Origin of the sequence: Enterococcus sp. DIV1304_2, from assembly GCF_050555445.1 — a bacterium.
GTDB classification, from domain to species: Bacteria; Bacillota; Bacilli; order Lactobacillales; family Enterococcaceae; genus Enterococcus_B; species Enterococcus_B pernyi.
Window position 1 is genome coordinate 2,797,337 of sequence record NZ_CP187851.1, and the last position, 22,847, is coordinate 2,820,183.

At 37.7% G+C, this 22,847-nt stretch carries 13 protein-coding genes and 1 riboswitch; of the genes, 3 read left to right on the forward strand and 10 right to left on the reverse strand.

All coding sequences use genetic code 11. The annotated features are described in order from the left end of the window. Positions 1-60: 60 nt before the first annotated feature. Complete coding sequence (locus tag IGJ14_RS12900; protein WP_019722571.1) at positions 61-2,079, reverse strand: LysM peptidoglycan-binding domain-containing protein; 2,019 nt, start codon at positions 2,077-2,079, stop codon at positions 61-63. 365 nt (positions 2,080-2,444) lie between these two features. On the opposite strand from IGJ14_RS12900, the gene IGJ14_RS12905 reads away from it, so the two are divergent. Genes IGJ14_RS12905 through IGJ14_RS12915 form a run of 3 tightly spaced genes read left to right on the forward strand, consistent with a single transcriptional unit; the run spans position 2,445 to position 4,632 of the window. Next, positions 2,445-3,101 carry a phosphatase PAP2 family protein gene (locus IGJ14_RS12905; protein ID WP_071867920.1) on the forward strand — a complete coding sequence of 219 codons (657 nt, stop codon included), beginning with the start codon at positions 2,445-2,447 and terminating at the stop codon, positions 3,099-3,101. Further along, on the forward strand, positions 3,101-4,063 hold the full coding sequence (locus IGJ14_RS12910; RefSeq protein WP_019722572.1) for a TIGR01212 family radical SAM protein: 963 nt from the start codon (positions 3,101-3,103) through the stop codon (positions 4,061-4,063). Before IGJ14_RS12905 ends, IGJ14_RS12910 begins: the two co-directional genes overlap by 1 nt. After that, positions 4,057-4,632 carry a class I SAM-dependent methyltransferase gene (locus tag IGJ14_RS12915; protein WP_019722573.1) on the forward strand — a complete coding sequence of 192 codons (576 nt, stop codon included), beginning with the start codon at positions 4,057-4,059 and terminating at the stop codon, positions 4,630-4,632. The genes IGJ14_RS12910 and IGJ14_RS12915 overlap by 7 nt, the downstream gene beginning before the upstream one ends. A gap of 727 nt (positions 4,633-5,359) precedes the next feature. On the opposite strand, the gene IGJ14_RS12920 is transcribed toward IGJ14_RS12915, so the two are convergent. The 9 genes from IGJ14_RS12920 to IGJ14_RS12960 form a co-directional block, all read right to left on the reverse strand. Further along, positions 5,360-7,129, reverse strand: a complete 1,770-nt coding sequence (locus IGJ14_RS12920; RefSeq protein ID WP_019724016.1) for an ABC transporter ATP-binding protein — start codon at positions 7,127-7,129, stop codon at positions 5,360-5,362. Between the two features lie 2 nt (positions 7,130-7,131). Continuing rightward, on the reverse strand, positions 7,132-8,844 hold the full coding sequence (locus tag IGJ14_RS12925; protein WP_019724017.1) for an ABC transporter ATP-binding protein: 1,713 nt from the start codon (positions 8,842-8,844) through the stop codon (positions 7,132-7,134). A 348-nt stretch (positions 8,845-9,192) separates the two neighbouring features. Next, positions 9,193-9,735: an acyl-CoA thioesterase gene (locus IGJ14_RS12930; RefSeq protein WP_019724018.1), complete on the reverse strand. Its 543-nt coding sequence runs from the start codon at positions 9,733-9,735 to the stop codon at positions 9,193-9,195. A 6-nt stretch (positions 9,736-9,741) separates the two neighbouring features. Continuing rightward, the gene (locus IGJ14_RS12935) at positions 9,742-10,533 is read right to left on the reverse strand and encodes an alpha/beta hydrolase (protein ID WP_019724019.1); all 792 of its coding nucleotides are present in this window, start codon (positions 10,531-10,533) and stop codon (positions 9,742-9,744) included. A 57-nt stretch (positions 10,534-10,590) separates the two neighbouring features. Next, a complete protein-coding gene (locus IGJ14_RS12940) occupies positions 10,591-12,069 on the reverse strand; it encodes an MDR family MFS transporter (protein ID WP_195476091.1) in 1,479 nt (492 codons plus the stop codon). A gap of 185 nt (positions 12,070-12,254) precedes the next feature. Further along, entirely contained in the window at positions 12,255-13,448 is a 1,194-nt protein-coding gene (gene metK, locus IGJ14_RS12945) for a methionine adenosyltransferase (RefSeq protein WP_010734128.1), read from the reverse strand. Continuing rightward, positions 13,446-13,526, reverse strand: a riboswitch (SMK box riboswitch). It overlaps the preceding gene by 3 nt. Before the next feature lie 172 nt (positions 13,527-13,698). After that, a complete protein-coding gene (locus tag IGJ14_RS12950; protein WP_430608036.1) occupies positions 13,699-16,449 on the reverse strand; it encodes a hypothetical protein in 2,751 nt (916 codons plus the stop codon). 388 nt (positions 16,450-16,837) lie between these two features. Beyond that, entirely contained in the window at positions 16,838-19,540 is a 2,703-nt protein-coding gene (locus IGJ14_RS12955) for a hypothetical protein (protein WP_207463666.1), read from the reverse strand. A 314-nt stretch (positions 19,541-19,854) separates the two neighbouring features. After that, positions 19,855-22,656, reverse strand: a complete 2,802-nt coding sequence (locus tag IGJ14_RS12960) for a hypothetical protein (RefSeq protein WP_019723237.1) — start codon at positions 22,654-22,656, stop codon at positions 19,855-19,857. Positions 22,657-22,847 lie beyond the last annotated feature (191 nt).

Consider the following 22,847-nt stretch of genomic DNA (forward strand, 5'->3'; position numbering starts at 1 on the left):
TAGTAGCTTCATAGTAACAAATATTATTGAATCAATCAACTATTATTTCAGTCAGATCGATTATTTTGCAACGATCAAACTTTGTCCTGGGTAGATAAAGTTATTTTTGATGTTGTTCCACTCGATCAATTGCGCCATTGAGATGCCATGGCTATCAGCTACACCCCAAACGGATTCACCTGCTTTGACTGTGTAACGTTTGCCATCATTAGACGTAGGTGCTGCTGTTGTATTTCCTTTTTTCACGACCACTTTTTGGCCTGGATAAATGAAATTATTTTTGATATTGTTCCATTCGATCAGTTGATCCATCGTGATGCCGTGTTTATCAGCTACCCCCCAAACGGATTCACCTGCTTTGACCGTATAGATCGTATCACCAGATGTTGATGTGTTCGTTGCTGCTGACGTATTCGGTGTGCTTGGCGCAGCTGCCGGCGTTGTTGTCGGTGTAGATGTTGGTGCTGCTGTACTACCACCTTTTACGATCAGTTTTTGACCTGGATAGATGAAGTTATTTTTGATATTGTTCCATTCAATCAATTGGTTCATCGAGATCCCATTTTTATTTGCGACGCTCCACACCGATTCCCCTGCTTTGACCGTGTAGGTGCCTGAGCCTTGGCTTGCTGTGTTTGAAGTCGTTGGATTATTCGTCGGTGTTGAAGGTGCTGGATTCGTTGATGCAGTGCTTGTTGCGCCACCATTTGAAACAACCAACTGTTGTCCTGGGTAAATAAAGTTGTTCTTGATGTTGTTCCATTGGATCAACTGTGCCATTGAGATGCCATGGGCATGAGACACACCCCAGACAGAATCGCCTGCTTTGACCGTATATTTTGCACCAGAAACTGAAGCACCTGTACTTGGTGTTGATGGTGTTGTGCTTGGTGTCGATGGTGTATTTACAGAAGCAGACCCACCATTAGAAACGATCAAGCTTTGTCCTGGATAAACAAAATTATTCTTGATATTATTCCATTGGATCAATTGTGCCATTGAGATGCCGTGGGCATTCGAGATACCCCAAACAGAGTCACCTGCTTTGACTGTATAACGCGTACCGGACGAATTGTTTGTTGTTGTTCCAGCAGAACTGCTGCCTGCAGAAGCTGTATTGTTTCCTGAATTTGTTGTTGAAGATCCGCCAGCTGTACCACCTTTGATCGTCAATTTTTGTCCTGGATAAACAAAATTATTTTTAATATTATTCCATTCAATCAATTGTGCCATTGAGATGCCATGAGCATTTGAAATACCCCAAACAGAATCACCAGATTTTACTGTGTACGTCGTTGAACCCGTAGTCGTACTTCCACCAGTATTTCCTGTATTCGTGCTTCCTGTATTTGTACTTCCTGTGTTACCTGTATTGATCGTATTGCCGCCGCCAGTAGTCGCACCACCGCCTGCATTTCCAGTTGCTGGTGTGTCATATTTGGTCAAGCCATACGTCATGATAAGATTGTTTAATTTTGTCGCATAACTTGGGTCTGTCGCATAGCGTCCTGTCAAATGGGCAGTAGCATCCGTATAAGAACGAGTATTACTCTTCCAAGCACCTGCATAGTAGTAGCCATTACCAAATGAAGTATTTCTAAGTACATAGGCATTGTCACTAAAAGACTCTGCGAAAGAAGGATATTGACGGAAAGGTTCTTTTTTCGTCACCCATTGGTTGTTCAAGAATTCAAGCGTGTCCATATAAACAGTTTGTCCTTGGTAGCTTCCTTTGATTCCAAATAAGTTATGATACGGTGCACGTGATAATGTACTGCCACCCCAACCACTTTCGACGACTGCTTGAGCGATCATTACTGAAGCATACAAATCATTCGCGTTTGCGATCGGTTGTGCAAATGTTGCAATTTCTGTGATAAATGCAGCGGTATTGATCCGAGAGTTCATTTGGATCGGTGTTTCATCCGCATTGACAGCGACTGATTGTAATACTGGTGCTACAGCTGAACAGCCCACCATTGCGGTTCCGACGATTGCCGCACTTCGCTTTACTTTACGGTAACGCTTTGCTTGTTCCAGACGTCTGCGTTCTTTTCGTCCTACTAATTCCTTTTGCATATACTATCCCCCATATTTAATTACTTTTATCTAGCCTTATCAATAATTATAACTTCTCTTAATATTTATTAAAAGTTATTTAAGACTATTACGTTGTTTTGTAATCTTTATGTAATCTTTCGTAATTTTTTGATTTGACGCTTTTGTTAACCCTTTAATCAAACGATTCCGAGTTATTAAATTATATATGACCACCTATTTTTTCAATTAAATATGTCGGTTATATTACTTGAGGGTTGCTATTACATTACAACTTGCATAACAATATATTTTTATTCATTGATCCAAGTGAACAGGAATAGAAAACTCTTGTTTTTCGTTCTTATAATAAATGCTATAATGATTGGGCATGAAGGAGGAGTTAAATGAAAAATAAAAGAATCTTCCAAATCTCAGCCGCAAGTTGCTTCTTGCTTTTTCTAGCGTTGAGTCTACTTGTCTTATTTCGCGTGGATCTATTGTCTAGTTTTGACCAAACGCTGACCCATTGGATTCGTATTCCTTATCCTGATTGGAATCCATTTCAGCGGTTGATCACGACATTTGGAAATGCAATAACTGTCATTTTAGTATTTGGATTAGTTGCTCTTTGGTTATGGCACAAGAAAAAAAGAAAAGAACTGTATTGGTTCATCTTCAACTTTGTGCTAGTTGCTGGGATATTAAATCCACTAATCAAGCTTTTAGTGATGCGTGACCGTCCAAGTCTTCAACATTTAGTTGTCGAAACGACGTATAGTTTTCCCAGCGGACATGCCGCAACGAGTATGATCTTGTATGGCACACTGATTTTTTTGATGCCATCTTTGATCAAGACGAGAGAATGGGCATGGATGATCCAAGTATTGTTAGGTTTACTGATTCTGAGTATTGGCGCTAGTCGTGTCTATCTGGGTGTCCATTATCCTAGTGATATCCTCGGTGGTTATAGCTTGAGCCTATTTTGGTTATGCTTGACTTATCCTTGGTATGTCCAACAACGCTTGCCATTTACACAATCAAATAGGAAGAAGGGATTTTAATGGAATTTCCTTATGCTGAAGGAAATAAACGTTACCATTCTTGGAATTATGCGTTACGCCATGAATTTGGTGGAAAAATTTTTAAAGTACCGATCGATGGTGGCTTTGATTGTCCCAATCGTGACGGAACAGTTGCCCACGGTGGTTGTACCTTTTGTAGTGTTTCTGGCTCTGGTGATATGATCGTTGCTCCAGAAGAGCCACTACCGATCCAGTTTCAAAAAGAAATCGATATGATGCACAAAAAATGGCCACAAGTGAATCAATACATCGTTTACTTTCAAAATTTCACGAATACCCATGCGCCAGTCGAAGTTATTCGTGAACGATTTGAACAGGTCATCAACCTACCAGGTGTCGTTGGTTTATCAATTGGTACCAGACCAGATTGCTTACCCGATGAAGTCGTGGATTACTTAGCTGAATTGAATCAACGTTTATACTTATGGGTAGAATTGGGCTTACAAACGACTTATGAAGAAACCTCCGTCTTGATCAATCGAGCACATGATTATCAAACATACCTAGACGGTGTTACGAAATTACGGAAGCACAACATACGTGTATGTACGCATCTGATCAACGGATTACCAGGAGAATCATTGGAAATGATGCGGGAAAATGTTCGTCGCACGATCTTAGATTCTGATATCCAAGGAATCAAACTACATTTGATGCACTTGATGCGTAAAACAAAGATGTTACGTGACTATCATGAGGGCAGACTGCAATTGATGAGTCGAGCCGATTATGTATCTGTCATTTGTGACCAATTGGAAATGATTCCTCAAGAGATCATCATTCATCGTTTAACTGGTGATGCGCCTTGGGACTCGTTGGTCGGGCCAATGTGGAGTTTGAAAAAATGGGAAGTCTTAAATGCGATTGATGAAGAAATGATTCATCGCAATAGTTATCAAGGAAAGTACAATATTCGAGAAGGAGTCAAAAGCGGATGTTGAAAACGGCACTTCATTATAGTCATACGCTATTGGAGGAAATCATCCAACCAGGAGATCATGTGATTGATGCCACGATGGGGAATGGACATGATACTGTATTTCTTGCAGATAAAGTCGGACGAACTGGCCAAGTGTACAGCTTTGATATCCAAAAACAAGCACTGGAAGCCACGCAACAGAAATTGTCAGAAAATGGCTTATTGGATCGGACGACCCTGTTTTTACAAGGACATGAGACCATTGGTGAAGTCATTGCTGAACAACAAGCGATCAAAGCCGGCATCTTCAACTTAGGCTATTTACCCAAAAGTGATAAATCCGTCATCACGCTACCTGAAACGACAAAAACAGCGATGGAAGAAATCTTGAAACGTTTAGTTCCACAAGGTCGCATGATCATCGTCGTTTATTATGGCCATCAAGGTGGCGAAGCAGAACTAGATATGGTACAAAGCTTTTGCCAAGCGTTGCCTCAAGAACGATTCAATGTTTTGAATTATCAATTTATCAATCAAAAAAATAATCCTCCGATCTTGTATTGTATCGAAAGAAAGAAAAACCACAACTAATAAAAACCTCCTTATCTTCTAGTGTGATAAAACTGAGAAGATAAAGAGGTTTTTGATTTTTTTAGCAGAACCTAACGACCAATTAGAATCTCATCTTCTTAATGCCCCTCACTTGATCACATTTGACCTATGATTTGGTGAAATACTGTTTTAGCACACGAATGATCAATATTGTTACGCCTACTGCCAAAATAAAACTGATGATGGCTATTAGGATTCCTAAAATACCCATGATGTTCTCCTGACTATGTTCTATGTAACACGCTTAGACAAAAACCACTAGCCCGCCAGCTAGTAGTTTTTGGTCGTAACATGAACCTGTTCTTTGTTGAATGCATTATACTATAATACAATTAATATTCCAGTGTGTCTGTATATTTAGAATAGAAATTCATCGTCACTTCTATCGATCAAACGATTCTCATGAGGAATACTTGACTAAGTTCTTTTTATTTTGCATAGTGATGGTTTCTAAAATCATTGACCTGACTTAATAAGAAATCACAGATTCACTTTCTAATAACTGAAAACTATTTGCCATAACTTTTGTTACATAAGTACGCGAGCCTTGCTAATTTTTCAAGGTTCATGTTTGGATTCATCCAAATACGCCAATCAGACTACCTTACATGAAAAACACCAAACCAAGGACTTCTTGATTTGGTGTTTTTCGACTTCCATTTGAACGTTCGTTACACAATGGTCAATCAATTTTGTTTATGGGTGCCTATTCAAACACAAACTGATTATGATACAACTCTGCATAGAAGCCATCTTCTGCTAATAATTGATGATGGTTTCCTTCTTCGATCACTTTGCCATCACGTAAAACAACGATGCGATCAGCGTTCAGGATCGTCTTCAAGCGATGGGCGATCACGAAACTTGTCCGTCCTTTGATCGCTTCATCCATTGCTTTTTGGATTCTTGCTTCAGTTACTGTATCCACGTTACTTGTTGCTTCATCTAAAATCAATAGGTCTGGATTCGTGATGATTGTTCGCGCGATACTGATCAATTGCTTTTGCCCCGTACTGAACAAATTATTTTCCTCAGAGACGTGGGTATCATAGCCATGTTCGAGCGTCTGGATAAAGTCATGGATATTTGCTTGTTTCGCTGCGCTAACTACTTCTTCATCCGTTGCATCTGGTTTACCAAAGACAATATTGTCTCGGATCGTGCCAGAAAATAGAACGGATTCTTGTAGAACGATGCCGACATGTCGACGCAAATCGTCTAAATCATACTCGCGGATATCTGTTCCGTCAATGCTCACAGAGCCACCGTTCACATCATAGAAGCGATTCAACAAGTTCATGATCGTTGTCTTACCTGAACCAGTTGGGCCTACTAAAGCAACCATCTCGCCTTTATTCACATCAATGGAAACGTCATTTAAGACTAATTTCTCTGGACTATAGCCAAAATCAACATTCGTCAATGATAAGCCCTTTTCGATCCCTGCAAACGGTTTGCCGTTTTGTGGTTTCACTTCATCTTTTTCAGCAAACATTTCATTCAATCTTCGTGCTCCAGTGATCGCTAACTGGATCATACTGTAGCCAGAAGAAATTTGCATCAATGGTTGATAATATTGTTGAGAATATTGGACGAAAGTAACTACTAATCCTAGCGCTACTGAACGTTCCAAATCACCATTCAACGCTAACCATCCACCAAAGAAGATCACGATTGCTGTGTTGACTAAAGACATACCTTGCATCATTGGGAAAAGTAACCCTGAGTATGCTTGTCCTTTAAATGTTGCTTCACGAACAGTTTGATTATGAGCTAAGAAGCCTTCGATCGTTTCTTCTTGCAGACCATTCGTGATGATCACGCGTTGTCCACTGATCTTCTCATCCATATAACCATTCAATTTACCGACTTCATCTTGTTGGATGTCGACATATTTGCGGGCTTTTTGAATGACCAGTACCGCAATCAAAATCGCGACCGGTGTAGAAGCAACCGTTGCCCAAGCGAGTTGGACATTTTGGCGGAACATCATGATCAAGATACCAACTAATAGAACTGCATTCGTGATCACTTGAAGAAGTGCTTGGTTCAAACTATTTTGGATATTATCCAAATCGCTAGTGAAGCGACTAAGAATCTCTCCGTCTTGGTGGGAATCAAAAAAGCGGATCGTTAATTTTTCTAATTTATTGAATAGTCCAATACGCATCCGGTTCGTTGATTTCCCAACCACTTGTGTAAATAAAATACTGTAAATAAAATTCGCCGCACTGGCTAAGACATAAAACATCAAAAGCTTCCAAATAATCGAAAGGAAATTGCTTTTATCATCGACACCTTGCATCAAAGCACCGATGTAATTTGCTAATTCTTGGAAAGCTTCCCCAATATATTGAGGGGCTTTTACTTGTAAGTAAGTTGCTGCAATCACAGTAATAAAGATAAAGAAGAAGGAAACCTTGTACCGCTTTAAATAATGATAGAAAAACTTACTTGCTTTAATCAAATCAGTCATGGCTACTCCTCCGTTCCTTTTTGAGTTTCAAAAATCTCTTGATATACCTGATTGTTTGCAACGAGTTCTTCATGCGTTCCTTCACCCACTAGTTTTCCTTCATCTAGTACCAAGATGCGGTCTGCTTTGACAACAGAAGCAATCTTTTGAGCGATAACGATCGTTGTCGTGTCTTTTAACTCACGATCAAGGGCTTCGCGAACCAGTTTTTCTGAACGGGCATCTAATGCACTGGTACTGTCATCTAGAATCAGGATTTTTGGCTGACCGATCACACCACGTGTGATAGATAAACGTTGCTTTTGTCCACCAGAAAAGTTACTACTACGTTCTTCGACTGGTGCTTCATAACGATCAGCTAATTTCTCGATAAATTCTTTGGCTTGAGCGATAGAAGAAGCATTTTCCATATCCTTTTCTGTTGCATTCTTGTTCCCTTGACGTAGATTCTGGGCAATCGTGCCTGAAAAAAGAATCGCTTTTTGTAAAACAAACGAGACGGTTTTTCTTAAACTTTGTTCATTCACTTGTCGTAGATCAACACCACCAACTTCTACTTTCCCTTCCGTTGGATCGAACAAGCGTGGAATCAATTGTGCTAAAGTTGACTTTCCTGCTCCAGTTGCCCCAACAATACCAACCATTTCACCAGGCTCGATCGAAAAAGTGATATTTTTGAGTGTATCTGCATCATCACCAGGATAACGGAAAGACACGTTTTCAAAACGAACAGAACCAGTCAATTCTTGTTCAGGTACATCTAGATAAGTTAAATCTGGTTCAGTATCTAAGATCTCTTTGATCCGTTTCAAAGAAACAGCGGCTCTTGAGGTCATCATCATCATCATACCGCCGATGATGATCGCCATCATGATCTGCATCAAATAGTTCATAAATGAAGCAATACCACCAATCAGGGTTGGATCATCTTTTGCAAGATCACTGACGAAGAAGATTGCTCCCACCACAGCTAAGTTCGCAGCTAACATAAATGAGGGAATCATAACTGAAAATAATGTTCCAACAATGATATTGTGCTTCGTTAAATCTTCACTAACTTTACTAAACTCATCCAACTGATTTTCTTCTTGGACAAACGATTTGACTACTCGAATCCCCATTAGATTTTCTTTCGCGATACTATTAACTTTATCGATCAGTTTTTGGATGATCGTAAAATGCTTACCCATACGTGTAAAGGACAGCGCTGTGATCAAGAATACAGTAACGATCAAAAGAACGATGATCCACCACAACTGAGGCATTGTTGCCATCGCAAGAATAAATGCACCAATAAACAGAAACGGGATACGGAACAAAGATTGCAAAGAAATCATAACTAAGTTTTGGATCTGCGTAATATCGTTCGTTAAGCGCACCACTAAATTTCCAGCAGAAAACTGTTCAATATTACCAAATGAGAAGGTCTGGATCTTGCGAAACGCTTCCTCCCGGATATCTGCACTGACACCCTGTGCGACTTTAGCAGAAAATATCGTGTTCGTGACTCCAGCTGCTAAACCTAGGAGTGCTAAACTAATCAAAGAAATGCCAATCGTACGCATTTCATCGCTGTCTTCCGTAATGATTGCTTCTAATACTTGTTGCAACAACTTAGGTTGCCAAAGCGTAGCTGTCACCATAAGTGCGACAGAAAGCAAAGAAACAAAAACAGCTAATCGATAGTTTTTTGCATGTTTTAAAATAAGCTTCATATTTGTGACTTACACCTCTCTTTTTTTATAATAAATCGTCCTATTTTATAATTCGTAAAAATAGACCGACTAACAATTTACCATGTTTGAAAAAAGAAATCAACCTGTAATTTTTTAACGCTGGAACTACTTTTATAATAGAAAGAAACTTTAAAGTATCTGTTTTTAAATACACCTTCTTTCTTCTTGAGTTTATCTTCCTCTCACTATAAAAGGTACGTTATAGAATTCTTCTTTATTATGCTTATTTCCAATCCGTTTAGCACCTATATTGCTCGGATCGATAAAAAAAGAAGCGATCTTTTTATAGGATCACTTCTACATTTCTTCTACCATTCATAAATAGGCTTATTCGCCTTCTCGTTCTCTTGTCCAAGGGAGATCCAAAGATAAACTAGCGGCAAATTCTTTATAGGCTGTTCTTTCCTTCTGTCTTGTAGCACGGCGTTCCTCGTACCCACTGCAAACTAATTGCTCTTCCTCGGTTTCAGGAATGACATGTGGCACGGTAAATTCTTTTTCAAGGTTCATATGTGAAGGAACCGCAACGAATGTCGTAAAGCAAGTAGCAGCCAAATAGCGTTCACCTGTCGTTAAGTTTTCACCGATGATCTTCACAAAAACCTCCATTGATTTCTTATGGGCACCTGACACATAAGATTCCACACAAACGGAATGATTTTCATGCAAAGGCTTCAAAAAATTCAAACTATCTAAAGAAGCAGTGACTGCCCCTCTGCGACAATGACGGGTGACCGAAATCGATGCTGCATCATCGATCATTGCCATTAGTTTCCCTCCAAAAAGATACCCAAATGGATTCAAATCAAAGGGAAAGATCCGATGTGTTTGGATAACCATCGAGTCTTTGCAATACTTTGTTTCTTCCATCCGTTGTCAGCTCCTTTTGTTGAACAACCAAGCGAGGGCTCGTTGGATCCATTGGTCCCAAAAGATCCAATCATGTTCACCAGGACCATGTTCGAATGTCACATCGATGTTGTTTTCTTTTAAAATTTCTGCCATTTCTTGGTTGGCTTGATAGAGAAAATCGGATTCTCCACAAGCAAGATACATGCGTGGGGCTTCTTTGCCACTGTTAGCCAACGCTTCGACAAGGTAAGCCGGATCATTGACTGAACCTTGGATGCTGTCTAGTGGACCAAAAATCCCTTCCCAGAACTTGGCTTGACGGATCATCAATAAGTCTTCCATTCGGTTGCCAACCGACACCGCACCTGAGAGAGAAATAATAGCTGAAAAACGTTCGGGCCTTGCTAAACCTAATTTCAACGCACCATATCCGCCCATTGAAAGACCGGCTGCATACGTTTTTTCTCGTTTCGTTGTCAGTTGTGGGAACAATTCGTGACAGATTTCTGGTAATTCTTCTGAGATAAACGTCCAGTACTTCATATCATACGTTGTGTCTGTGTACCAACCTAAATCCGTTGATGGCATGATGACGGCTAACCCGTAATCCGCCGCATATCTTTCAATGGAAGTCCGTCGTTGCCAAACACTATGATTCCCACCCATACCATGTAACAGGTAAAGCACTGGAACATCCGTCATATTTGCCGACGTACTTGTCCCAATCACTTTTTTGGTTGTCTGAGGTAAGATCACATTTAGATTGACTTCCATTTCTAATACGTTTGAATAAACATTTGCTTGGATAAATGCCATATGTTTGTCGCCTTCTTTACTTTATTCAGATCGTTTTTCTGACAACAATCTGTAAATTTACTTGTATTCTTTTATTGTAGCATTTTTTTGACGAATTAAAAATGTTAGCCCCAGCGCGATGATGACTAATAATAAGCCTACTAGATAGACTTGGTGTAACCCATGATACAAAATTTCTCGTAATGGTGTTAATATTTCTGCGTCAATCATTTTTGCTGTTTGTGGATTGACTAATTTGTTCATGATGTCCGGATCGTCTGTCAATTGTTTGGCAGCAAGTTCGGCTTGCGTGACCCGGTTGATCAATAATCCAAAAACTGCGACCATCACTGTTTGCCCAATGGTGCGGACTAACGTATTAAACGAAGTGGCAACACCCATTTGTTCTGAAGGCACACTGTTTTGTGCGCTGACAGTCGATGTTGTCATTGTGATCCCTAAGCCGACACCGATGATCGTTGAAATCAGGAAGAACCATAAAAAATCACTTTGAAATGGCATCAACCAAAGTCCTGCACCACCGATAATGGTAATGAACAACCCGATACGTAACACTCGATAGGTAGTCATCTGGGTCATCCACTTACTTGCTAAGAACGAACCAACCATCCAAACAAGAGAAAGTGGTGCCAAAACTAATCCACCAATTGCCGCATTAAGTCCCAATACTCCTTGCATCCACATTGGGATATAGACATCGATCCCCATTAAAAAACCACTTGCTAAAGCTGCTGCTGCATTCACAACGACAAAAAGCGGGTTTTTAAATAGGTGAAGCATGATGACAGGATCTTCTGCTCGTTTTTCGACGAACAGGAATAAGAAAAAGAATAAAACACTACCTATTAATAATCCCAACACAAATGGTGTCAGCCCTTGATCACCTAGTAATTGAAAACCTAGTAACAGCAAAACCAACGTAAACATCAAACTAAAACTACCTTTAAGATCCATCGGTTTCGCTTCACGAGTTGTTTTTGGTTCATTGAGATAGAGCCAAATCAGCACCATCAGTAATAACCCGATTGGCACATTGATGAAGAAAATCCAGTGCCAACTCAATGCTTCCACAATAAACCCACCAGCTAATGGACCAAACACACTAGCGATTCCCCAAGCTGAACTATTCAACCCTAACACTTTTGCTCGTTTTTCAATCGTGTACAAATCGCCGATGATCGTCAATGCGACTGGCATCATTGCTCCTGCACCCATCCCTTGAATTGCCCGCGAAATAATCAAGCCAAGCATAGATTGAGAAAGCCCACAAAAAAGTGAACCGATAATAAATAATAGCGTACCGAAAATAAAAATCGGTTTTCTTCCAACTTTATCTGCAAGTTTCCCATAGATGGGTGTCAACATGGCATTCGTCAATAAATAAATCGAAAACACCCAGTTCATCATTTCCATGCCGTGCAGTGAACCAACGATCGTTGGCATTGCAGTCGTAACGATTGTCCCCTCAATCGCCGTCATAAATGTAGCGATGAACACGCAGATCGTTACGACTTTCACGTTTGTTTTTCTTTCCATTCTCAAGCTCACTCCTTATCGTAACTTCCGTTATTTAAATGGCATCATCTGCCTAATAAACTTCGACTCTGCTAAAAAAGCCAAAATACTCTAAAAGTAGCATAAGCTACTTTCGAATATCCCGGCTTACTGGTCTACATTTGATGTGCGTCACACGCAGCGAACACATTCAATTCAAACATAAATTATTTAGCTAAACTAGCTTTTAATGCATCTACTTTATCTGTTTTTTCCCATGGCAAGTCAACATCTGTACGTCCAAAATGACCATATGCAGCTGTTTGTTTATAGATTGGACGACGCAAATCAAGCATTTCGATGATTCCCGCAGGACGTAAGTCAAAGTTTTCTCTTACCGCAGCAATCAACGCTTCTTCTGGCACTTCTGCCGTTCCAAAGGTATTGATTGAGATCGAAACTGGTTGAGCCACACCGATTGCATAAGCCAATTGGACTTCTACTTTACGAGCAAGTCCTGCTGCTACGATATTTTTCGCAATGTAACGTGCCGCATAACTTGCTGAACGGTCAACTTTCGTTGCATCCTTCCCAGAGAAAGCACCGCCGCCATGACGGGCATACCCACCATACGTATCAACAATGATTTTTCGTCCTGTCAATCCAGCATCTCCTTGAGGTCCGCCGATCACAAAACGTCCAGTAGGGTTAATATAGTATTTTGTTTGTTCGTCCAGTAGTTCTGCTGGAATAACTTCTTTGATCACTTTTTCAATGACATCTTGACGAATCGTTGCATTATCAACTGCATCATCATGTTGTGTCGAAATAACGATCGTATCAACTCTTTCTGGTTGTCCTTGGTCATTATATTCTACAGTGACTTGTGATTTTGCATCTGGGCGCAAATATGTTAATTCTTTTGATTTACGCAATTCAGCTAAACGTCGTACTAAGCGATGACTTAAGGCAATTGGTAATGGCATCAATTCTGGTGTTTCGTCCACTGCAAAACCAAACATCAAGCCTTGGTCGCCAGCGCCGATTTCATCTAATAAATCTCTTTCTTTTTCGTCACGGATCTCAAGTGCTTCATCCACCCCTTGAGCGATATCTGGTGACTGCTCGTCAATTGCTGCCAATACTGCTACAGTATCACCATCAAAGCCGAATTTTGCACGAGTATAACCAATTTCTTTGACTGTCTCACGTACCACTTTTTGGATATCCACATATGCTGTCGTAGAGATTTCGCCAAATACTAAAACTAGCCCTGTCGTTACAGACGTCTCACAAGCTACTCTTGCATTTGGATCTTGTTCTAGGATCGCATCTAAAATCGCATCACTGATTTGATCAGCGACCTTATCCGGATGTCCTTCTGAAACAGATTCTGATGTAAATAAATGTCTTTCTACCATAATTATGATTCCCCCTAGTTAAATTCGGTTACAAGGCATCTCCGTTCGTACGGATCCTCTCGGGAACTTGCAACGAGTCAAGTATAGCAGATAAACAGATTTTACGCTCGTTTTTTTGTTACTTTTTAGAAAAAAGAGAAAGTTGTAAAAATGATAAGGAAACGACTTTTTTAGAATAAATACTCTAGAAGGAGTTCGTGTGTTTTAGTTCGTAAAATCAGTTATTGAACGTATTTAATTGGCTCTTTTTCTATTGCCTTTTTAGTTCATTTATTGCTGGCTTTCTGGCTAGATCTTTACTTGTTACTTTTGCCTGATGTTTGACTTGAGAAAGCATAGAAGAGAATCGATTTTCTCGTGAGGAACAAATAGTAACTTCTTCCGAAGCAGTTGCCAGTGTGTGAACAGCTTGCCTGCTGGTATTATGCCAAGGTAAGGGAATCCATTGTTTACTTATTTGATTGAAGTGATTAAATTTTTCAATTCTGTTGCGGTGATTGATTTCTTTCTGAATTTCTATTGTTTTTTCCTGAAGAAAATCAATCGAAGAATCGATTATTTCTTTTGCTATTGGTATCTGGGTATAGGTGTTTCGATCTGTTATGAAACTTATTTCATGTCTAATACTTAGAAGTGCGCGATGCAAGTCCGACAAATCAACTTCACTGATCTCACGTTGATATAATGTCCCCGGCGCCTCTGCTACTTTTAAGATTTTTTCTATTATTTTTTCGTCGACTGCTGGTGGAATACTGCCACCTCTATTCAAGATTACCTTTATATAAGGATCTTCTCTGTATAATGAACGGATATTTCGATACCATTTCTCTTTGCTAAGACTACTACCCGATTGTTGCGCATTCGCATATATCGAATTTCTAAATCGACCATAACCAAAAACATAATCAAAGTTTTTATTCCATTCCCGATTGTGTTCCTTCATTGCATGAAGAAATCTTTTCTGCATCTCAAAAGTTGCGTTCTTATGCTTACTATTCCACGTTGGTGTTATTTTAGAGCAATCATCTAATTCAAATAGGCAATCATTACAATTGAACAAAATCAATCTTAAAGATGTTTCGATGCCACTTACTCCATAATTGTTAGTCGTTGGCGGTTCCAATTTTATAGCAGGAATCTTTTTGAATTGGTGAGAAAGAGCTTCAATTTTTATTAATGTTCCATATGGATGGAAATTTAATAGATCCCGTGCAGAAAATAAAATATTACTCAATTCTTCAGCTTTAGCGGCTGATACTATCACATAAGATACAGCCCCCGCACCAATCTCTTTTTTCTTATCTACTTGCATCACCAGAAACTGGTCATCCTTTTTGTAGACAGTTAGCCCACAGACATGTCCAGCTTGGTCAGAAGCTAACGTGGAATAACTCGTCGGAAAAAGCATAAAATCTGTCGGATCATTATTTCTCAAATTCTCTAAAACAATTTTTAACTTCTCCATTTGGTCAAAGCGATACAACGCAATCGTTCGTTCCAATGACTGAATGATAGATAGTTGCCTTTTTTTATCAATAAAAAAGCCATCTTTGTCATTTTTGATCATTTTTATGTAAGTTGAAAATAATAATATGTAATTTTCCGGTCTGACAAAATAATCCTTATTACTTTTTAGCGACAAAGTTAATGCTAACATATCCATTCTTCTTGCAAATTCATATAACTGTTTTGTTTCTCCAATCTCTGATGATAAAAAATAGGCGCTAGTCCTTGGTATCCACTTCTCTACAAACTGAACCAACCACCCTTTATCACTTAGCAATCCCCATTCTTTTTTTCTTAATTCTGTTCGTCTCTTTATTTCTGCGTAGTTTTCTTGAAAACGCTCGTCAATCCTTAAAAGTAGATGTTCATTCATTTTTTTAGCTACTGGAATTTTTATGAATGCTAATCGTTCTTTGATGATGGATCGTAAACATCCATCAAATTTGAGCATTAGCACTAATTTATCATCAGCAACTTCCTTAATATCCTCTTCATAAAGTTCACTTAATGATTTTACTGCTCGATCAAGTCTTTTGATTAATTTCGCTTCATTTAGAATTGGAAGATCTCCATTACCATTTTGTATAGCGAGGATATAAGGATCCAATTTAAAAACCGTTTCAAGAAGCTTATACCAAATTTTTTCTTGTCTGTGGTGATGGAGGATCGTAGTTTCTATATCATACCCTTTTCGGTATAAATAATAACCAAAGATATAATCAAACAGAGCATTCCATTTTTTGTTTTTTCCTTTGACTACTTTAAGAAACCTTTCGCGCATTTCTACTGTTGGATTCGGATGAACTAAGTTCCATATCGGTGTTACTCTCTCATTTATATCAATCGAGAATATATCTCTTTGGCAGTGATACAAAGCTAATTTTAACGTAGCCTCTAATTCCAGAATCACACAATTCCCTGTCATCTGTTCTTTCATTTGTATTGTTGGAATAGATTGAAATGCTGCTGAAATTGCTTCGATATCTTTAAATATATCAAAAGGTTTATGCCCGTAATGATCTCGATTAACAAAGAGTATTTTACTTAATTGCTCGATCTTCGTTAGCGGTATCTGGGTATAGGAAACAACGGTCTGTTTAAAGTATCTTTGTTTATCTACTTGGATCGCCAGTAAATGATTGTTTTTTCGATAGAAGATCAAGCCACATAGATGAGCAGATAGCTTATGCTCAAACACAGAAAAAGTAGCCGGGAAAATTAGAAAGTCTGTGGGGTCATCACTCCTCAAGTTTAGTAATAATTCTCGTATCTTCATGGGTTTCTTGATCTCGAAAATCTGTTTCGAGTATTTTAATGATTCAATAATGTGTGCCTTTCGTTCCTTATCAATGAAAAAGGCATCTTGATCATTTCGGATCATTTTTTCATACAGTGCAAAAATCATTTCTAGTCCGTCATAAAAGCGATCATTTTCTTTCAAAGACAGATTCATGGCAAGTATATCAATTCTTTTCTTAAAATCATTTATTTCCATTCGTTCTTTTTTCGATTGTTTCTTCATTATTCATAGTTACCTCCAAAATAAATCATTTTAGGTTTTGTTACAACATTCATCGTATTGCTAACAAAATATGACACATTTATCGCCCATTTTGGGCTTTTAAAAAGAGAGAATGGACGGACAAATACCTTGCATATTATGGTAGGTATTTAAATCTATCCTTTCTCTCATGTATTTCTTCATATGCACTCGTTATAGGTAAGTTGTAATCAGCAAGCTATGCTCTTCGAATGAATCAAAACTATTTATCTTCTTTTAAAGCCAAGCTTAAAGCGAACTTAGCTGATTTTTTATCCATTCATTTCCATAGTTATTGTTTTCGACAATCCCTTCACTTTCCATTAAAATAATTAACGAAAAATCACTTCTCTTGTCTATGATTCGTCTTGTTTGTTGCTTCTCTCACTAGATTATTGCTGACAGAACCAGATAAATTTTTTGCTCGATCACATAGTTCTGAAAAGCGCCCTTTTAGAGTATCACCCAAATTTGTACTTCTCGTTACCAAATTAAGTGAGGCACGAGAGCTGTGGGCAACTGGACTTGATGTTTCCGTAATTGGCATAGTGGTGGAGCGATAGATTGGTTCTTCCTTTTGTTTCTTTTGTGCGAGATCTACCCGTCTCTGATACTCTCTTTGCAATCTGTCATTCTTCATTTCGGTATAATAAATCATGTGTTCGGACATTTCTTTGGCTACGGGAATTTTGATAAATGGGAGGCGTTGTTTTATAAAACCTTGCACATATGCGTTAATTTGAATCTCTTGCTGGATCTTAGATGTTTCCATTATTCTCAAGACACTATCAGGTAACGATCCCATTGATTCAACCATTTCCTTCACTTTTTTTCTTAGTTGTTCATCAAAGATCGTCGGAATCTCCCCCCTTCTGTTTACCATTTCTTGAATATAAGGATCATGCTGAAAAAGATACCGGATATTCTTAAGAAGGGCTTGTTTTTGATCAATTCCTGAATGTTCCATTTTTTTACATATGTTTTTAAAATAAAAATAATAATCGTAGATATATTGTAAATTTTTATTCCAATTCCCATTCATTCCTTTAACTGCCAAAAGAAATCTCTCTTTCATTGTTACAGTAGTTCCAAGATCTTCCATCCACCAATTTTGGCGTCTCTGAGGTCTTGCTAACATAGGCTCATCCAGCTTTCCCCATTTAGGGGTCACCCTTTCCTGGTCATTCAAATGAAATATATCTTTTTTACAATTAAACAGGATAGTTCTCAACGATGCTTCTATTTCACTAATGACGGAATTATCAATGGTTTGCTCTTTGAGTTGTATTGCTGGAATCTGGCGAAATTCATGTGATAACCCTTCAATTTTTTTTAGTATATCGTATGGTTTTTCATTTGAAAAATGGCGTTCTGAAAAAAGCAATTGACTCAATGCTCTTGCCTTTTCAAAAGGAACTTTCACATAGGATACCGATCCTGTACGATAGGACTGTTCTTTGTCCACTTTCAGCACAACAAAATTGTTTTCTCTTTTGTAAATTGTCAGACCGCAAACATGCCCAAAATACTTCTGTGTATGATCAGTGGAAAAAGCTACCGGAATAAGCATAAAATCGGTGGGGTCATAATTTTTCAGTTTTTCGAAAATAGTTTGGAGACTTTCTGCGCCATCCATGCGATACAACTGTATTGTTCTCTTTAACGAATGGACAATATTCATTGTTTGTATTCGATCAACAAAAAAATTATTATAATCCGTTCTGATCATCTTCGCATAGATTGAAAATAGCAATTCGTAACTTTCCGGTGAAACAAATGATTGATCATTCGGTTTCAACGATAATGACATAGCTAACATGTCCACTCGTTTTGCAAATTCTTGTCTTTGCTCCATTGCCTCTTGATTCGGAGTGATATAATCCATGAGACTAGTTGGTACTACTTTTGAGACGAACTGCGTGATTCTACTGCTTTCATCCAGCTTTCTTCTTATTGTCCTACGACGCTTTAATTCACCCTCTATTTCTTGAGAGCGAACTTCCATTTTTGAAAGACAAAGTTGGGTCATCTCCTTAGCTATCGGAAGTCTGATTAGAGGTAATCGTTCTTTATAAACGCTGATTATTTCACCATTCTTATGAAACCCATTTTCTAACTCACTAAACGGCAAATCGATGACTTCTCCTCCTCCTAATTGATCTAATGCATCTAATACATCTACTACGGACATTTCCATTCTGTTTCTTAGATAAGATAGTTCCCTGCTAACAGCTCTTGAAATATCACCGTTGCTTTTACGTAGTGCTACTATATAGGGATCTTCTACAAATAGAAATTCAACGATGTTCGGCCACGGTGTATAAAAGCTCTCTGTTGCTACGACAGAATTTTCAATCAATCGATTTTTCTTATATAAAAAATAATCAAAAACATAGTCAAACTGATCGTTCCATTCTTGCTTTTGGCCTTTGACCGCTTCAAGAAATCTTTTTTTCATTTCAATATTTGGATCAGGATGTTTCATGTTCCATGGTGGTAACGGTTGAATAGTCGAGCTGATATAAAATTCATTTGTGCGACAATTGGACAAAATGATCCTCAAAGCACTCTCTACTTTACCGATCCAATGATCATTGAACGCTATAGTTTCTTTTTTATCAATGGGCGTAGGCGTAACTTCGTATTGGTCTGAAATTTCTCTGATTTCATCCACTATATTGGGTACTACTGAATCAATTGATTCGATCGTGTTACGACTAAAAGAGATAACTTCACATAAACTAGCTACATCCATTAAGGGTATCCAAAAATATTCCAGTTGCCTTGGTTCATCCTGTTGTCCATTCTCTACCTGCGTCACAACAAAATAATCTTCTTTTTTATAGATTGTTAAAGTGTTCAACTGTGGCTGCATATATTCACTAATCGGATTCTTAATAGGAATAGGAAATATCATAAAATCTGTTGGATCATTATTCCTCATATTTTCCAACAATTTTTTCAAGTTCTGGCTATTTTCTATGCTACAGAATTCTTTTGATCGTTGTAAGGATTCGAGTACACTCACCTGTTGCTCTTTTTCCATGAAAAACTCATCAGGATCGTTCTTGATCATGCTGATATAAGTTGAAAAAACCAATTCATACATTCCTAATGATGAACGAAAGTTTTCCCACATTGTATCCAGTGAGAGTGCCAAAGACAGCATATCTAGTCTTTTAATAAATTCATCTTCCGTGTCCATATCATTCTTTCCTCCTATCTAATCTAGTTATTTATGACTCCCCTTAGTACAAACCTGTTGTTTTTGTCCTTCGTATCTATTAAATAAGTTCCCAACCACAGAACCCTATTGATTAACTTACTAAAATCACATATATATTTTTCAAGATCCATCAGTTACTTTGTCAATGTATTCTGCACGTTACATTTGACCTGTTTACTGACTAAACGTTGATTTTTAGCTTCTGACACTTGTTTCACTTGATCAATCATCGAAGTAAAGCGATTCGACACAGGGATCATAGTCCCTGTTGTTCTTTGAGAAGTAGGTGATGATAGTTGAGGGATTTGAACGCTAACAGTAGGGGATACTATTGGTAGCCGTTCCATCAATTGACAGGTAGATTCTTTTGGTTCAATGCCGATACGTCGACTGATTTCCTTCTTTATTTCTATATTCTTTATCATTATGCGAGCAATATAGTAGTCTAACATTTCTTTTGCCACAGGGATTTTGAGAAAGGAGAGTCTCCCTTTTAATAATTCTAGTTCATAGGTATTCTCTTGTATTTCTTTGTATAGTTCAGATAACCCGACTGCTTTGATTTCTCTGTTCAACAATATACCTGCTTTTCCTACGAGTTCTATCATTTTCTCTTTTAAAGGCACATCAAAATCAGCTGGGATCATTCCCCCGCTATTCAGTATTTCTACAATGTAAAGATCATTAGAATATAAATGACGTATGCTTGTATACCAGTAATCTTTATGTATAGATAATTGTGCTTCTCCCCATTTTATCGATTGTTTTTTTCGATAAAGATAATAACCCAATACATAATCAAAATTTTCATTCCATTCCTGATCTGTTCCTTTCATTGCCTCAACAAATCGTACCTTCATCTCTATGGTTGCTGAATCTTGACTATCTCCTCCCCATTTTGGAGTGATTCGATCACACGTTTGTAAATCAAAGATATCCTTTTTACAGTGGAATAAAATCAATCTCAAAGTAGCTTCGATTTCAATGATTCCACAATTACCAGTGGTTTGATGCGCTAATTTTATCGATGGGATCGTTTTGAATTTATGAGAAATAGCTTCGATTTTTCTTAGGATTCCATATGGCTTAAAATCAAAAAATTCTCGTGCAGAGAAGATAATTTGACTTAACTCCTGAATATTTTTTAACGGTACTTTAACATAAGATACTGCACCTGATTCAAAAAAAGACTCTTTATCTACTTGCATAATAATCAATTCATTGTCTCTTTTATATATGGTCAATCCACAAATATGCCCGCCTTCTTTTGGATCTAACATATGAAAATAAGCTGGACACAGTACAAAGTCCGTTGGATCATTATTTCTTAAATTCAAAAAAATATTATGTAAGTCTTCTATGTTTGTTCGTTTATAAATCTCTATCGTTCGTTGTAAGGACTGGATAATATTTGGTTGCCGTTGCTTATCAATAAAAAAATCTTCTTGGTCATTTTTGATCATTTTAATGTAGGTCGAAAATAATAGATCATAAATTCCTGGGAAACAATTGATATCATCATTGGATTTTAACGATAACGTTAAAGCCAACATATCTATGTTTCGTGAAAAAACCTGTTTTTTCTGTTGTTTCATTATTTCTGTTTGAACTAAACTACTGTCATTTGTTGATACTATGTTTGTTCCTAGCTGAACTAAACTATAACTATTACTTTCCAGAGTTAGTTCTTCTGGTTGATTCTTTATGATACGTCGTTTCATTTCTTTATTTATTTCTTGGTATCGCTCTTGTAGTCTTGAAAGGAAACGTTGATTCATTTCTTTTGCTATAGGGTTCTTGATCATAGTCAACCGATCTTCATAGATAGTGATCATTATTCCATCATGATAGAGTGTATTCATCAATTCAATCGAACTGACTAATGGGAGCTCTCTATCATACAGTACATTTAATGGTTTGACGGTTAAGACAAGATTTTTTTGCAATAGCTCCTCATCTATATCTAAAATCTTTCCATCGCTACTCATCAATGCAAGGATATAAGGATCACTATTAAAACTTTTTTTGATACTGTCCCGCCACTCATTTTGTTTATTACTAGGTAAAATTGCATTGATTCCAATATTTCCAGTTTGATACAAATAATAATCAAAAATGTAGTCAAATTGTTCATTCCAGATGTGATTGTCCTTTTTTATTGCTGCAAGAAGACTTTCACGTATTTGTATGGTCAGTTGAATATTTGCCCCCTGCCAGAGTGACTTTATCCTATCAGTCGTATTTAACGAAAAAATGTCTACTATATAGTGGAACACTAGTATTTTAAAGATATCTTCTAAGGTACTGACCGGATTGTCCATTCCTTTTTTTACTATATTATTTAAAACAGGAATTTCCTGAAATCCAGCTGAAATTGACTTGATCCCATGGAATAAAGAGAACTCATCTGAATTTTGCAAGTTCAACTTCAAAAAAAATAGTTCACTTAAACAAGCTGCTTTTGTTATTGGAATCCTAGCATATGACACCTGTCCTACACCAAATTGCTCTTTTCTATCTACTTGAACAACAAACAAATCATTTTCCCTTTTATATACGATCCAGCCACAATCATGTTGTAAATTATTTCCATCTTTATCTAGATTATTCCAATTTTGGAAAAGCATGAAGTCTGTTGGGTCATTATTGGTCATTTTTTCAATGATTTTCTGTAGAAAATTTGGATGACCACTGCTATAAAAATCCATAGATCTTTTCAGTGAATCAATCACTTTTGACTGGTTTTCTATATCAATAAAGGATTGATCATCATCATTTTCTAGCATGTTTATGTATGTTGCATACAGTGAATTATAAAAACCTGGTGAAGCAACTCTTTGATTATTTTCCTTTAACGAAAGTGCTAACGTTAATATTTGTAGTTTTTGGAGAAATTCATTTTTATTGTTTTCTTTCATCATTTCTTCGGTATTCATATTTTCCTTTGCCAAAATTCTATAAATAGTTCTAACCAATTTTAGAAGCTGTCAGATCAATGTTGATTTCCTGTTTTTACATTTCCGATTTTGCCGCTCGCTGACTACGCTCATTTGGTTCAATACGAGACGTCAATTCAGATCAAACAACTTCGATACACCTACTTTTTCGTTTGATGGATGCTCGTAAA

What these genes read in the sequence shown, in the direction of transcription:
- IGJ14_RS12930 (WP_019724018.1), bottom strand. Translation starts at nt 9,735, where the DNA reads ATGGAAGAAACAAAGTATTGCAAAGACTCGATGGTTATCCAAACACAT.
- IGJ14_RS12910 (WP_019722572.1), top strand. Translation starts at nt 3,101, where the DNA reads ATGGAATTTCCTTATGCTGAAGGAAATAAACGTTACCATTCTTGGAAT.
- metK (WP_010734128.1), bottom strand. Translation starts at nt 13,448, where the DNA reads ATGGTAGAAAGACATTTATTTACATCAGAATCTGTTTCAGAAGGACAT.
- IGJ14_RS12940 (WP_195476091.1), bottom strand. Translation starts at nt 12,069, where the DNA reads ATGGAAAGAAAAACAAACGTGAAAGTCGTAACGATCTGCGTGTTCATC.
- IGJ14_RS12950 (WP_430608036.1), bottom strand. Translation starts at nt 16,449, where the DNA reads ATGGAAATAAATGATTTTAAGAAAAGAATTGATATACTTGCCATGAAT.
- IGJ14_RS12955 (WP_207463666.1), bottom strand. Translation starts at nt 19,540, where the DNA reads ATGGAAAAAGAGCAACAGGTGAGTGTACTCGAATCCTTACAACGATCA.
- IGJ14_RS12925 (WP_019724017.1), bottom strand. Translation starts at nt 8,844, where the DNA reads ATGAAGCTTATTTTAAAACATGCAAAAAACTATCGATTAGCTGTTTTT.
- IGJ14_RS12935 (WP_019724019.1), bottom strand. Translation starts at nt 10,533, where the DNA reads ATGGCATTTATCCAAGCAAATGTTTATTCAAACGTATTAGAAATGGAA.
- IGJ14_RS12920 (WP_019724016.1), bottom strand. Translation starts at nt 7,129, where the DNA reads ATGACTGATTTGATTAAAGCAAGTAAGTTTTTCTATCATTATTTAAAG.
- IGJ14_RS12905 (WP_071867920.1), top strand. Translation starts at nt 2,445, where the DNA reads ATGAAAAATAAAAGAATCTTCCAAATCTCAGCCGCAAGTTGCTTCTTG.
- IGJ14_RS12900 (WP_019722571.1), bottom strand. Translation starts at nt 2,079, where the DNA reads ATGCAAAAGGAATTAGTAGGACGAAAAGAACGCAGACGTCTGGAACAA.
- IGJ14_RS12960 (WP_019723237.1), bottom strand. Translation starts at nt 22,656, where the DNA reads ATGAATACCGAAGAAATGATGAAAGAAAACAATAAAAATGAATTTCTC.
- IGJ14_RS12915 (WP_019722573.1), top strand. Translation starts at nt 4,057, where the DNA reads ATGTTGAAAACGGCACTTCATTATAGTCATACGCTATTGGAGGAAATC.